We start from the raw sequence: 12,449 nt of genomic DNA, 5'->3' as shown, positions 1-12,449 counted from the left end.
CAGGGTATCTCGGCGAGGATATTGGCCAAACGGCAATGTGGAAAGGGCGGCGCCGGTATGTGCCGGCTCAGAAGAAAATATCGGCGGCCGGGATGGTGCGTTGCCCGCGCGCCGTTCGCAGAACGATATTGCCGGTGGCGTCCACGGTCTCGAACGTTCCTTGCACCTCCTCGGTGGCCATGCGGGCGGTGACGACCTCGCCGAGCCGGGCGGCGCGGGCCAGCCAGGCCTCGCGGACCGGGGCGAAACCATAGGTCGTCAACTGCGCCTCGTGCCGGGCAAAGGCGGGGGCGAGAATGTCGAGGAAACTCTCCGGATCCACGGCGGCGCCTGTCTCGGACAACAGCGACACTGGGCGGACGGCGCCGGCCTCCACGTCGCCCTGTGCCGGTGCCGATGCGAGGTTCACTCCAATACCGATGGACAGGAAGCTCACATCGCCCCCCTGCCCGGCCGATTCGAGCAGGATACCGGCGACCTTGCCGCCGTTCAGCAACACGTCGTTGGGCCACTTGAGCGAGAAGCTCTCAGCCCGACCGGTAACCGCGACGAAGGCGTCGAAGAGCGCGAGCGAGGCGACAAAGCTGCGCAGCGCGGCCAGCTTGGCGCCGTGTTCCGGGCGCATCACCAGCGTGGCCGCGAGGTTCCCGGCAGGGTTGACCCATGCACGCCCCCGCCGGCCGCGGGCGGCGGTCTGTTCCTTCGCGAGGATCCACGTCGGGCCAGCGATGTCCGGAACACGGCGCCCGGCCTCCGCCATGGTGCTGTCAACACTCTCCAGGACGACACGGTCGTAGCCCGAGGGCCAGGGATCAGTGGCCATGTTCAGCCTCCGAGGGATGTTGCGGGAGCGGGTTCGGGTTTGGCCCTGCGCAAGGACCGGACAGGTCGCTGACGGTCGCAGCGCGCAAGAGAAAGCCCGGGCGAGCGGTTGCTCCCCCGGGCCAGTATCGGGTTGCGGGCGCCCGTCCGGGCGAGCCGCCTGCGATCAGTTGACAACGAGCGAGGCCGCGGCCGTGGCGGCCATGCCGTCCACGCCGAACAGGTTGATCACGCCCAGCACCATGAGAGCGGCGGAGCCCATCAGCACCGTCCATTGCACGGGGCTCATGGAACCGTCCACGGTCTCGGCCTCCGGCGAGCCGAAGTACATGAAGTAAACCAGCCGCAGGTAGTAGTAGGCACCGATCACGGATGCGACGGCACCGGCCACCGCAAGCCACCCCAGTCCCGCATCGAGCGCCGCGGTCAGCACGGCGAACTTGCCGAAGAAGCCCACCAGCGGCGGCACTCCGGCCAGCGAAAACAGTAGCACAAGCATCGCAAGCGCCTTCAGCGGCTCCTTGCTGGACAGCATGTTCAGCCCGTCGATCCGGGTCACGTGCTGGCCATTGCGCTCCATCGACAGAATGAAGGCGAATGTGCCGATGTTCATGGTGACGTAGATGGCCATGTAGATCAGCATCGCCTGCACGCCCTGCTCCGTTCCGGCGGCAAGGCCAACCAGCGCGAAGCCCATGTGGGCAATGGAGGAATAGGCCATCAGGCGTTTGATGTCGCGCTGGCCGATCGCGGCGATCGACCCGAGGTACATCGACAGCACGGCGAGGAACGCCACGATCTGCTGCCAATCGGCGACGGCATCCCCGAAGGCGTCGTGCATGATGCGCGCGAACATGGCCATGGCAGCCATCTTGGGCGCAGTGGCGAAGAAGGCCGTGACCGGCGTAGGCGAGCCTTCGTAGACGTCCGGAGTCCACATGTGGAACGGCACAGCGGAGACCTTGAACGCGAGGCCGGCAATCAGGAAGGTCAGGCCGAGCAGCAGGCCGATTCCCACATGTCCGTCGGTGGCGGCGGCGAAGATCGCCTTGAACTCGGTGGAGCCGGCATAGCCGTAGGTGAGAGATGCTCCATAGAGCAGCAGCCCCGACGACAGCGCCCCGAGGGTGAAATACTTCAGGCCCGCCTCGGTCGATTTCACGTGGTCGCGGCGGATGGCGGCGACGACGTAGAGCGACAGGGACTGCAGTTCCAGGCCCATGTACAGCGCGATCAGGTCGCCAGCGGAGACCATGACCATCATGCCGACCACCGCCAGAGAGATCAGGATCGGGTATTCGAAGTGCAGCGCGTTGCGCCGTGTGAAGAACCCTTCGGAGAGGACCAGCACGAGCGCGCCGGACAACAGGATCGTCACCTTCGCGAAGCGGGCGAAACTGTCGTCCACGAACATGCCATTGAAGGCAACATGGGTTGTGCCGTCGGCCAGCGCGATCCAGATCGCGACGGCAAGGAAGACAGCAGCGGTCACCCAGCTCAGGAGCGGTGCGACCGCATCCTTGCCGGTCCAGACGGCGGCCAGAAGTGCGACCATGGCGTAAACGGCCAGGAATATCTCCGGCAGCAGGATTGCAAGATCAGCGGACATCGATCAGTGCCCTCCCGTCTGGGCGACTTGGGTCGCAGGCTCGAAATCGGCCAGCGCGGTTTCGTATTGGCCGAGCAGCGTTTCCACCGAGGGGCCGATGATATCGGTGACCAGCGACGGATAGACACCCAGCAGCAGCGTCATGAAGATGAGCGGCGCGAAAATGGCCTTCTCGCGGCCCGTCATGTCGGTGATGGTCTTGAGGCTTTCCTTGATAAGCTGGCCCAGCATCACCCGGCGATAGAGCCAGAGCCCGTAGCAGGCGGAGAAGATCACGCCCGCCGTCGCGACCAACGCAACCCAGGTGTTGACCTGGAAGATTGCCATCAGCGTCAGGAACTCGCCGACGAAGCCGGAGGTGCCCGGCAGACCCACGTTGGCCATCGTGAACAGCATGAAGATCAAGGCGTAGACCGGCATCCGGACCATCAACCCGCCATAGGCGTCGATGTCGCGCGTGTGCATCCGGTCATAGACCACGCCAACGATCAGGAAGAGCGCACCGGAGACGAAGCCATGGCTGATCATCTGGAAGATCGCACCATCCAGCCCCTGCTGGTTGGCCGCGAAAATGCCCATGGTCACGTAGCCCATGTGCGCCACCGAAGAATAGGCAATGAGCTTCTTCATGTCCTCCTGCGCCATGGCGACCAGCGAGGCATAGACGATGGCGATCGCCGACATCCAGAGCACCAGCGGCGCCATCACATCGGAGCCCACCGGGAACATTGGCAAGCTGAAACGCAGGAAGCCATAGCCCCCCATCTTCAGCAGGATCGCTGCCAGCACGACGGAACCGGCGGTCGGGGCCTGCACGTGAGCGTCAGGCAGCCAGGTATGGACTGGCCACATCGGCATCTTCACCGCGAAGGAGGCGAAGAAGGCGAGGAACAGCAGCGTCTGCATGCCGCCGACGATCTGGATGCCGAGCAGCGAGAAGGTCTCTGTCCCAAACTTGTGGGTCATCAGCGTCGGAATGTCGGTGGTGCCGGCATCCACGTACATGGCGATCATCGCCACCAGCATCAGCAGCGAGCCGAGGAAGGTGTAGAGGAAGAACTTGAAGGCCGCGTAGATGCGGTCCTTGCCGCCCCAGATGCCGATGATCAGGAACATCGGGATCAGGCCCGCCTCGAAGAACAGGTAGAAGAGCACGAGGTCCAGCGCCGTGAAGACGCCGAGCATCAGCGTCTCGAGCACGAGGAAGGCAATCATGTACTCCTTCACCCGCACCTTCACGTCCCAACAGGCGGCGATGGTGATCGGCATCAGGAAGGTGGTGAGCATCACGAAGAGGATCGAGATGCCGTCCACGCCCATCTTGTACTTGAGCCCCATCAGCCACTCACGGTCCTCGACGAACTGGAACTCCGTGTTGGAGGCGTCGAACCCGGCGAGCAGGAACAGGGAGATGAACAGCGTCGCGGAGGTGGCGATCAGCGCCAGCCACTTCGCGTTGCGCTGCGCCGCCTCGTCCTCTCCCCGCAGGAAGACGGCGAGGATCAGTGCCGCGATGAGCGGCAGGAAGATGATGATCGAGATCAGGTTTTCCATGTTCTCAGTTCCCCGCAATCGTCATCCAGGAGACAAGGATCACGATGCCCAGCACCATGGCGAGGGCGTAGTGGAAGAGGTATCCGCTCTGCGCCCGTCCGGCGAGCCGGGTGAAATAGGGGATGATCCCCATGGCCAGCCCGTTGATGCCGCCATCGATCACCGCACCGTCGCCCTTCTTCCACAGAAAGCGGCCGAGCGCGCGCGCGGGATTGACGAGGACGGCGTCATAGATCTCGTCGAAGTACCACTTGTTCAGCAGGAACTTGTACAGGTGGGACTGGTTCTCGGCGAGCTTCGCCGGCCAGTCGGGACGGCGCATGTACATCTGGTAGGCCAGGCCGAGCCCGAGCAGCATTGCGATGAACGGCGAGACCTTCACCCATTTCGGTGCGGCATGCGCATCCTCCAGGATGTGGTTGTCCGGGCCGAAGAAGATCGCGCCGTCCCCGGGCTTTCCGCCAAAGGCCGCATGATGCTCATCGCTATGCCCTTCCGCAGCACCATGGTCATCGGAGGCCGCCGCATGGGCCGCTTCGGTGGCATGCTCATCGGCATCGGCCGTGGCGGCATCGTCGCCGTGATGCTCCTCGGCGGTTCCGTCCGTCATGTGCTCGGCGTGGGTCTCGTCCGTGTGGTCATCCATCGACGCCTCGGCATGGATCTCCTCGCCGGCGAGCGGAATGCCGTAGAACTTCGCCACCTGATCGGTGTGGCCGAAGAAGGAGCCGTACCAGAGCATGCCGGAGAAGATCGCCCCGGCCGCCAGAACATACAGCGGGATCAGCATCACCCGCGGGCTTTCGTGGGCGTGCTCGTGCGTATGCTTGTCGCCCCGCGCTTCTCCGAAGAACGTCATGAACATCAGGCGCCACGAGTAGAAAGAGGTCATCAGCGCGGCGATCACCAGCATCCAGAACCCGTAGGAGGAGGCGGTCGTGCCACCGGCCCAGGCGCTCTCGATGATCGCGTCCTTGGACAGGAACCCGGCGAAGCCGATCGTCGTCAGCGGGATGCCGACACCGGTGATGGCCAGCGTGCCGATCATCATGATCCAGAAGGTGACCGGGAATTTCTCCTTGAGGCCGCCGTAGTTCCGCATGTCCTGCTCGTGGTGCATGCCGTGAATGACGGACCCTGCGCCGAGGAAGAGCATGGCCTTGAAGAAGGCGTGCGTCAGCAGGTGGAACATGGCTGCGGAGTACATGCCGACACCGGCGGCGACGAACATGTAGCCGAGCTGCGAACAGGTCGAATAGGCAATCACGCGCTTGATATCGTTCTGCACGAGGCCCACGGTTGCGGCGAAGAAGGCCGTCGTGGCGCCGATGTAGACGATGATATTGGCAGCCCCCGGTGCGTATTCGATCAGCGGCGACATCCGGCAGACGAGGAACACGCCCGCGGTCACCATGGTCGCGGCGTGGATCAGCGCGGAAACAGGCGTCGGGCCTTCCATTGCGTCGGGAAGCCAGGTGTGCAGCAGGAACTGCGCCGATTTGCCCATGGCGCCGACGAAGAGCAGGAAGGCCAGCAGGTTCGCCGCGTTCCAGTCGGTCCAGAGGAAGCTCACCGTGCTTTCGGCCAGCTTCGGCGCGGCGGCGAAGATGTCGCTGAAGGCGACCGAGTCGACCATAAAGAAGAGCCCGGCAATCCCGAGGGCGAAACCGAAGTCACCAACCCGGTTGACGATGAACGCCTTCATCGCGGCCTCGCCAGCGCTCTCTTTCTTGTAGTAGAAGCCGATGAGCAGGTAGGAGGCGAGGCCAACGCCCTCCCATCCGAAGAACATCTGCACCAGGTTGTCGGAGGTCACCAGCGCCAGCATGGTAAAGGTGAAGAAGGACAGGTAGGCGAAGAAGCGCGCCCGATAGGGCTCGTTCTCCGGGAAGGCATGGTCATGCGCCATGTAGCCGAAGCTATAAAGGTGCACGAAGGCCGAAACCGTCGTCACAACGATCAGCATGATGGCCGTGAGCCGGTCGAGCCGGATCGCCCAGTCGGCCACCAGCGTGCCGCTGTCGATCCAGCGCATGATGAAGATCTGCTCCGTCACCCCGTCGTGGGTGAAGAAGATGATCCAGCTGAGGACCATTGCCAGGAACAGCAGGCCGGTTGCGGTGATCTGCCCGGCACGCTCGCCGATGACCCGCCAGAAGAAGCCACAGATGATCGCGCCGATGAGCGGGGCGAAGAGGACGATGGTTGCCATGATCTCTTAGCCCTTCATGTTGCTGACGTCTTCAACCGCGATCGTGCCACGGTTGCGGAAGAAGCAGACCAGGATGGCGAGACCGATGGCGGCTTCCGCAGCGGCGACGGTCATCACGAAGAGCGTGAAGACCTGGCCCGTCAGATCGCCGAGGTAGGACGAGAAGGCCACGAGGTTGATATTGACCGACAGCAGAACCAGTTCGATCGACATCAGGATGATGATGACATTCTTCCGGTTCAGGAAGATGCCGAAGATGCCGACCACGAACAGCGCCGCCGCGACTCCCAGGAAATGTTCCAGTTCGACCATTTGCGGTCCCTCAGTCCTCTTTGCGCCCCTTCGGGCGATGCGGTACGCCCCTGTCAGGCGCCTTGGTCTTGTGTCCGGCCCGCTCGGGCCAGATCGTCAGGCAGGGCTCAGAGCCCCTGCCCCGGTTTGATGTCCTTCAGTTCCACGGCCTTGGCCGGATCGCGGTACATCTGGCTCAGGATATCCTGGCGCTTGATGTCCTTTCGGTGACGCATGGTCAGCACGATGGCGCCGATCATGGCGACCAGCAGGATCAGGCCCGCGACCTGGAAAAGAAGGAAGTACTTGTCATAGAGCAGCAGGCCGAGCGCGGCCGTGTTGTGTGCCCCTGCCCCCTCGGGCGTTCCCGCCGGCGCATCGAGCAACGACACGCCGCCGCCGAGTTCCCAGGTGCCGAACGCCATCGCCAGCTGCATCAGGAGCACCAGCCCGATCAGCAATGCCAGCGGCAGGAACTGTGCCATGCCGGCGCGCAACTCCGCGAAATCGACATCCAGCATCATGACCACGAAGAGGAACAGCACCATGACGGCACCGACGTAGACGATGATCAGCAGCATGGCGACGAATTCCGCGCCAAGCAGCACCATCAGCCCGGCCCCCGACAGGAACGACAGGATCATCCAGAGCACCGCGTGCACCGGGTTCCGGGCCGTCACGGTCCCGATCCCGCCAAGGATCAGCGGGATGGCGAAGAGGAAAAAGGTGAAGTCGAATACACTCACTGGATCAGCCTTCCTCTGTCTCGGCAATGACACCCTGCGCGAGCTGCATTGCCTTCGTCATTGCCGGAACGCCGCCGAAGACGGACATCTGCCCGATCACTTCGGCGATCTCCTGCGGTGTGGCGCCCGCTTCGAGCGCATGGCGGACCGTTACCTTGATCTGCTCGTCGAGCTGCGCCCCTTGCGCCACCAGCGCCCCGAGCGTGACAAAGAGCCGTGTCTTGGCATCGAGCCCACCCGGGTTGAACGTCTTTCCGAAGGACATCTCCATGAATTCCTTCGGCATGGTCGGCACCATCGTGGCAAAATCCGGCATCTGGAACTGCTCCAGCGCCGGGTTCATCGCCTTCGCCATTTCCTGGCTTTGCTCGATCATGTTTTGAAAAATCTTTGCGAAGTCGTTCATCGGTACGGCGCATCCAGTTCGAGGTTGCGGGCGATCTCGGCTTCCCAGCGCTCGCCGTTCTCCAGCAGCTTTTCCTTGTTGTAGAAGAGCTCTTCGCGGGTTTCGGTGGAGAACTCGAAATTCGGCCCCTCGACGATCGCGTCCACGGGGCAGGCTTCCTCGCAGAACCCGCAATAGATGCACTTGGTCATGTCGATGTCGTAGCGGGTCGTCCGACGGGAACCGTCGGCCCGGGGTTCGGCGTCGATCACGATGGCCTGCGCCGGGCAGATCGCTTCGCAGAGCTTGCACGCGATGCAGCGCTCCTCGCCATTGGGATAGCGCCGCAGCGCGTGTTCACCGCGGAACCGCGGGGAAATCTCCCCTTTTTCATGCGGGTAGTTCACGGTGGCCTTTGGCGCCACGAAGTACTTCAGGCCAAGCTGGAACCCCTTGAAGATATCGGCCAGCAGGAAGTACTTTACAGCGCGGTTCCAGTCGATTGCGGTCATGTCAGCCTCCAATCGCCCAGCGGGCCCAGAAGCCGCCGAGAACCTCGAATTTCGCCAGGAACGCCACGACGACCACCCAGCCGAGCGACAGCGGCAGGAAGACCTTCCAGCCGATCCGCATCAGCTGGTCGTAGCGGTAGCGCGGCACGATCGCCTTCACCATCGCGAAGATGAAGAAGAAGAAGCACATCTTGGCGATCATCCAGAGGACGCCATCGGGCAGCCCCGGGATCGGCGACAGCCAGCCGCCGAAGAACAGGATGGTGACCAGGGCGCACATCAGCACGATCGCGACAAGCTCGCCCATCATGTAGAGCAGGAACGGCGTGGAGGAATACTCCACCTGATATCCCGCCACGAGTTCCGATTCCGCTTCCGGAAGATCGAAGGGCGGACGGTTGGTTTCGGCCAGCGCCGAGATGAAGAACAGGAACACCATCGGCAGGTGCGGCAGCCAGTACCAGTTGAAGAAGCCGAAATGGCCGTCCTGGGCGCGCACGATTTCGGTGAAGTTCATCGACCCGGTGGAGATGATCACGCCGATGATGATGAGGCCGATCGAAACCTCGTAGGAGATCATCTGGGCCGCGGAGCGCAGCGACCCGAGGAAGGGATATTTCGAGTTCGAGGCCCAACCGCCCATGATCACGCCGTACACCTCCAGCGAGGACATGGCGAAGACATACATGATGGCGATGTTGAGATTGGCAATCTCCCAGCCGTCGCCAAAGGGCACCACGACCCAGGCGATCATGGCCAGCACGAAAGAGATCATCGGCGCCAGGAGGTAGACTGTACGATCCGCGCCGGAGGGGATCACGATTTCCTTGCCGATGTACTTGATGAAGTCCGCGAAGGATTGCAGCAGACCGAATGCGCCGACCACGTTGGGGCCCTTGCGCATCTGGACAGCCGCCCACACCTTGCGGTCGGCGTACATCAGGAAGGCGAGCGATACAAAAAGGATGATCACGAACAGCAGGATCTGAGCCGTCACCAGCACGACGATCCCGAGATTCGTTTGCAGAAATTCAGCCATGGTGCCTCATCTTCCTCAGACCGTAGGTATGCCCCTGGTGTTGCAATCCTCGACCGTCGCCGCGGCGTCGATCGTCATCAGCCCGTCAGGGAGCGCTGGCGACACCGTGTAAACCGCATCCGCGCGCCAAACGCCACCCTCTACAGCGACTCTTGTGCGCACATGTCGCGCGAAACCGTAGCCACGGATCAGGGTGTATTGCGCCGCGGCACAACGGGCGTAGTCGCTGACGTCGTCATTGTCCCGCGCGCCCGTCATTTCCACGACGAATCCGACGAGGTCATCATCCAGCAGGCGGGTCTCTATGCCGCGATACCCCGGCTCGAAGGGCGCGTCGGAACGCGACACCTCCTGCTGGCCACCCTCGCAGGCCGCCAGCACGGCCAGCAACGCGGCCGCCCCCCCGGTTCGCACCCGCACGCTGGTCACTCCGCCGCCAGCGGTGCGTCGGCGCGAGCCTTGGCCTGCGCCGACAGCGTCGCCATCAGTTCGGAGGCCCGGGCAATCGGGTTGGTGAGATAGAAATCCCGCACGGCAAGCCGGAACTCGGCCTTGCCAAGCTCGCGCGGCTCCAGCGCCTCGCCGGTGTTTTCCGGAACGTTGTCGAGCTGTGACAGATGCGGCACCTCGGCAACCAGCTCCTGACGCAGCTGCACGAGGGTGTCCCAGGGCTGCGGGGCATCCAGCCGGGCCGACAGCGCCCGCAGAATTGCCCAGTTCTCCTTTGCCTCACCCGGCGGGAAACTGGCCCGTAGTGCCAATTGTGGACGGCCTTCAGTGTTCACGAAAACGCCCTGTTCCTCGACCCATGCAGCCGCCGGCAGAATGACGTCCGCCCGGTGCGCGCCACGATCCCCGTGGCTGCCCTGGTAGATGACGAATGCGCCGGGATCGATCTCGACCTCGTCGGCGCCGAGGTTGTAGATGACCTCCGCCCCGTCGATGGCAGCATCGCGGCCCCCCTCGGTGACAGCCCCGACATCCATCGCGCCAACCCGGGAGGCGGCCGTGTGCAGCACCAGGAGCTTGCTGTCGGTCTCGGCACAAATCTTCTGCGCGGCGGCCAGAACCGCCTCGCCATCCGCCTCCGAGATCGCGCCCTGCCCGACGATAACGACGGAGGACTTGCCGCGAATCTCGTCAGAGCCGCCCATGTCCACAACCCGCTGGAGCGCATCGCGGTCGCTTCCGACAAGGTGATAATCGTACGTCAGGTCAACAGGCTGCCCGACCAGAGCCACCTCGCCGCCCGCCAGCCAAGCCTTGCGTATACGGGCATTGAGGACGGGCGCCTCGCTCCTGGGATCGGTGCCGATCAGCAGGATCCGCTCAGCGGTGTCGATGTCCTCGATCGCGGCGGTGCCGACATAGGCCGCGCGGTTTCCAGCCGGAAGGCGGGCGCCGTCCGTGCGGCACTCGACATTGCCCCCCTGCCCTTCGACCAGTTGCTTGAGCGCGAAGGCAGCCTCTACCGGCACGAGGTCTCCCACCAGACCGGCAATCTTCCGGCCTTTCATGGCGTCGGCGGCGGCGGCAAGCGCGTCGTCCCAGCTTGCCGGTTTCAGCTTGCCATCGACCCGAACGAAGGGCCGGTCAAGCCGCTGGCGCCGCAGCCCGTCCCAAACGAACCGCGACTTGTCGGAGAGCCATTCCTCGTTCACGCCGTCATTGTTGCGCGGCATGATCCGCATCACTTCGCGGCCCTTGGTATCGACGCGGGTGTTGGAGCACATGGCATCCATCACGTCGATGGTCTCGGTCTTCGTCAGCTCCCACGGACGGGCGGTGAAACTGTAGGGTTTGGAGACCAGCGCCCCGACCGGGCAGAGGTCGATGATATTGCCTTGCAGGTTCGAATCCAGCGTCTGGTTGAGGTAGGAGGTGATCTCTGCATCCTCGCCGCGCCCCGTCTGACCCATCTGGGCAATCCCGGCAACCTCGGTGGTAAACCGCACGCAGCGGGTACAGGAGATGCAACGGGTCATGTGGGTCTCGACCAGCGGCCCGAGATCGAGATCCTCGGTGGCGCGCTTGGGCTCGCGGAACCGGGAGAAATCCACCCCGTAGGCCATCGCCTGATCCTGCAGGTCGCATTCCCCGCCCTGGTCGCAGATCGGGCAGTCGAGCGGGTGGTTGATGAGCAGGAACTCCATCACCCCCTCGCGGGCCTTCTTGACCATCGGCGAGTTGGTCTTGACCTCCGGCGCTTCGCCGTTGCGCCCCGGGCGAAGGTCTTTCACCTGCATCGCGCAGGATGCGGCGGGCTTGGGCGGACCGCCCACAACTTCCACCAGGCACATACGGCAGTTCCCGGCAATCGACAGCCGCTCGTGATAGCAGAAACGCGGAACCTCGATCCCGGCAACTTCACATGCCTGGATCAGGGTCATCGCGGGGTCGCACTCGACCTCCTGTCCGTCGATGATGATGGTGCGTAGGTCACTCATGCGCTGCCTCCAGCTCCTCTTTCGGGATCACGCCCCTCAAGGCCACCGGAGGGAGAGCGCTCTCCGGGATCCTGTCTAGGGTCACTGTCTAGCGAGTTCTTTTCGGAAGTCCAATCTGCGACGAGGCCGCAGTCAAAAAAATGTCTGGACAGGAATGAAGCGGGGTATTCAGGGGCGCGGAGAAGGTTCCCGGGGCAGGCGTTCCCCTCCGGTGGCGACCCAGCCGCACCGGAATGTGATGCCGGCGTGAGCCGCGACTTTGGCCCGGCAATCACCAGCGCGGGTTGGCCGGGCGAGAGCGAAGATCCATCGACACATCCGGGGACGACAGACGGATGCGCCGACGAGGCTTGATCCCCCGGCAGGAAGGCCTAAGTCGAAGTGTAGAAATGGAAACCACCGGCTTCGGCGACCTGTGATATACTGTCTGCGGACCCGGCTAAGATGGATGGACCCATGCGACTGATCGTATTGTCACTGACACTTGTATCGATGGCTGCGACCGTCGAAGCGTCAAATATCGTGGATAGCGCGCGGAAGGATATGGCACGGGCCGGATATCCGGATTCATGCGTCGCCAAACTGACCAACAATGACGCCGCGAAGATCACGAGCTGGCGGCACGATCCGGATCTGAGCTCCGGGAACGCCAACCGCAGGACCAAGGACCAGTACGAGAGAATCTGCAAGCGCTAGCGGCACTGATCCTCCCGGCAAGCCGAAGCGCCCGAACCACGACGGATCGGGCGCTTTTTTCTTTTGCGGAGAGACCGCGCAATGATCCACCGCTTCCGGTATGCGCGCGCGGCATCCGGGGCGAGGCCCTGCTCCC

At 63.4% G+C, this 12,449-nt stretch carries 12 protein-coding genes; 1 reads left to right on the top strand and 11 read right to left on the bottom strand.

The window, feature by feature from the left end:
• Positions 1–67: 67 nt before the first annotated feature.
• The 11 genes from CLV78_RS18480 to nuoG all read right to left on the bottom strand — a co-directional run bounded on the left by CLV78_RS18480 (position 68) and on the right by nuoG (position 11,617).
• A complete protein-coding gene (locus CLV78_RS18480) occupies positions 68–823 on the bottom strand; it encodes a biotin--[acetyl-CoA-carboxylase] ligase (protein WP_170111676.1) in 756 nt (251 codons plus the stop codon).
• Between the two features lie 165 nt (positions 824–988).
• Positions 989–2,431, bottom strand: a complete 1,443-nt coding sequence (gene nuoN, locus CLV78_RS18475) for an NADH-quinone oxidoreductase subunit NuoN (protein ID WP_106206793.1) — start codon at positions 2,429–2,431, stop codon at positions 989–991.
• Positions 2,432–2,434: 3 nt separating this feature from the next.
• Positions 2,435–3,985, bottom strand: coding sequence for an NADH-quinone oxidoreductase subunit M (locus tag CLV78_RS18470; protein ID WP_106206791.1), 1,551 nt, complete (start codon positions 3,983–3,985; stop codon positions 2,435–2,437).
• Between the two features lie 4 nt (positions 3,986–3,989).
• Positions 3,990–6,197 carry an NADH-quinone oxidoreductase subunit L gene (nuoL, locus tag CLV78_RS18465; RefSeq protein WP_106206789.1) on the bottom strand — a complete coding sequence of 736 codons (2,208 nt, stop codon included), beginning with the start codon at positions 6,195–6,197 and terminating at the stop codon, positions 3,990–3,992.
• Between the two features lie 6 nt (positions 6,198–6,203).
• Positions 6,204–6,509 (bottom strand): NADH-quinone oxidoreductase subunit NuoK, encoded by a 306-nt coding sequence (nuoK, locus tag CLV78_RS18460; RefSeq protein ID WP_106206787.1) that lies wholly within the window; start codon positions 6,507–6,509, stop codon positions 6,204–6,206.
• A gap of 107 nt (positions 6,510–6,616) precedes the next feature.
• The gene (locus CLV78_RS18455; protein WP_106206785.1) at positions 6,617–7,234 is read right to left on the bottom strand and encodes an NADH-quinone oxidoreductase subunit J; all 618 of its coding nucleotides are present in this window, start codon (positions 7,232–7,234) and stop codon (positions 6,617–6,619) included.
• A 4-nt stretch (positions 7,235–7,238) separates the two neighbouring features.
• Complete coding sequence (locus tag CLV78_RS18450; RefSeq protein WP_106206784.1) at positions 7,239–7,640, bottom strand: carboxymuconolactone decarboxylase family protein; 402 nt, start codon at positions 7,638–7,640, stop codon at positions 7,239–7,241.
• On the bottom strand, positions 7,637–8,131 hold the full coding sequence (gene nuoI, locus CLV78_RS18445; RefSeq protein ID WP_106206782.1) for an NADH-quinone oxidoreductase subunit NuoI: 495 nt from the start codon (positions 8,129–8,131) through the stop codon (positions 7,637–7,639). The genes CLV78_RS18450 and nuoI overlap by 4 nt, the downstream gene beginning before the upstream one ends.
• 1 nt (position 8,132) lies before the next feature.
• Positions 8,133–9,170, bottom strand: coding sequence for an NADH-quinone oxidoreductase subunit NuoH (nuoH, locus tag CLV78_RS18440; protein ID WP_106206780.1), 1,038 nt, complete (start codon positions 9,168–9,170; stop codon positions 8,133–8,135).
• A gap of 15 nt (positions 9,171–9,185) precedes the next feature.
• Entirely contained in the window at positions 9,186–9,590 is a 405-nt protein-coding gene (locus tag CLV78_RS18435; protein ID WP_170111675.1) for a hypothetical protein, read from the bottom strand.
• Positions 9,591–9,595: 5 nt separating this feature from the next.
• Entirely contained in the window at positions 9,596–11,617 is a 2,022-nt protein-coding gene (gene nuoG, locus CLV78_RS18430) for an NADH-quinone oxidoreductase subunit NuoG (protein ID WP_106206778.1), read from the bottom strand.
• 456 nt (positions 11,618–12,073) lie between these two features.
• Between nuoG and CLV78_RS18425 the strand changes: the two genes are divergently transcribed.
• The gene (locus tag CLV78_RS18425; RefSeq protein WP_106206776.1) at positions 12,074–12,313 is read left to right on the top strand and encodes a hypothetical protein; all 240 of its coding nucleotides are present in this window, start codon (positions 12,074–12,076) and stop codon (positions 12,311–12,313) included.
• Positions 12,314–12,449: the final 136 nt, after the last annotated feature.

Origin of the sequence: Aliiruegeria haliotis (assembly GCF_003003255.1) — a bacterium.
GTDB classification, from domain to species: domain Bacteria; phylum Pseudomonadota; class Alphaproteobacteria; order Rhodobacterales; family Rhodobacteraceae; genus Tropicimonas; species Tropicimonas haliotis.
The sequence above is the reverse complement of the archived record's forward strand: the minus strand, read 5'-3'. Positions and strand labels throughout refer to the sequence as shown.

Excerpts from the sequence above, each read along its gene's own strand:
- nuoK (WP_106206787.1), bottom strand. The coding sequence starts at position 6,509 with ATGGTCGAACTGGAACATTTCCTGGGAGTCGCGGCGGCGCTGTTCGTG.
- CLV78_RS18450 (WP_106206784.1), bottom strand. The coding sequence starts at position 7,640 with ATGAACGACTTCGCAAAGATTTTTCAAAACATGATCGAGCAAAGCCAG.
- CLV78_RS18425 (WP_106206776.1), top strand. The coding sequence starts at position 12,074 with ATGCGACTGATCGTATTGTCACTGACACTTGTATCGATGGCTGCGACC.
- nuoN (WP_106206793.1), bottom strand. The coding sequence starts at position 2,431 with ATGTCCGCTGATCTTGCAATCCTGCTGCCGGAGATATTCCTGGCCGTT.
- nuoL (WP_106206789.1), bottom strand. The coding sequence starts at position 6,197 with ATGGCAACCATCGTCCTCTTCGCCCCGCTCATCGGCGCGATCATCTGT.
- nuoG (WP_106206778.1), bottom strand. The coding sequence starts at position 11,617 with ATGAGTGACCTACGCACCATCATCATCGACGGACAGGAGGTCGAGTGC.
- CLV78_RS18470 (WP_106206791.1), bottom strand. The coding sequence starts at position 3,985 with ATGGAAAACCTGATCTCGATCATCATCTTCCTGCCGCTCATCGCGGCA.
- nuoI (WP_106206782.1), bottom strand. The coding sequence starts at position 8,131 with ATGACCGCAATCGACTGGAACCGCGCTGTAAAGTACTTCCTGCTGGCC.
- nuoH (WP_106206780.1), bottom strand. The coding sequence starts at position 9,170 with ATGGCTGAATTTCTGCAAACGAATCTCGGGATCGTCGTGCTGGTGACG.
- CLV78_RS18480 (WP_170111676.1), bottom strand. The coding sequence starts at position 823 with ATGGCCACTGATCCCTGGCCCTCGGGCTACGACCGTGTCGTCCTGGAG.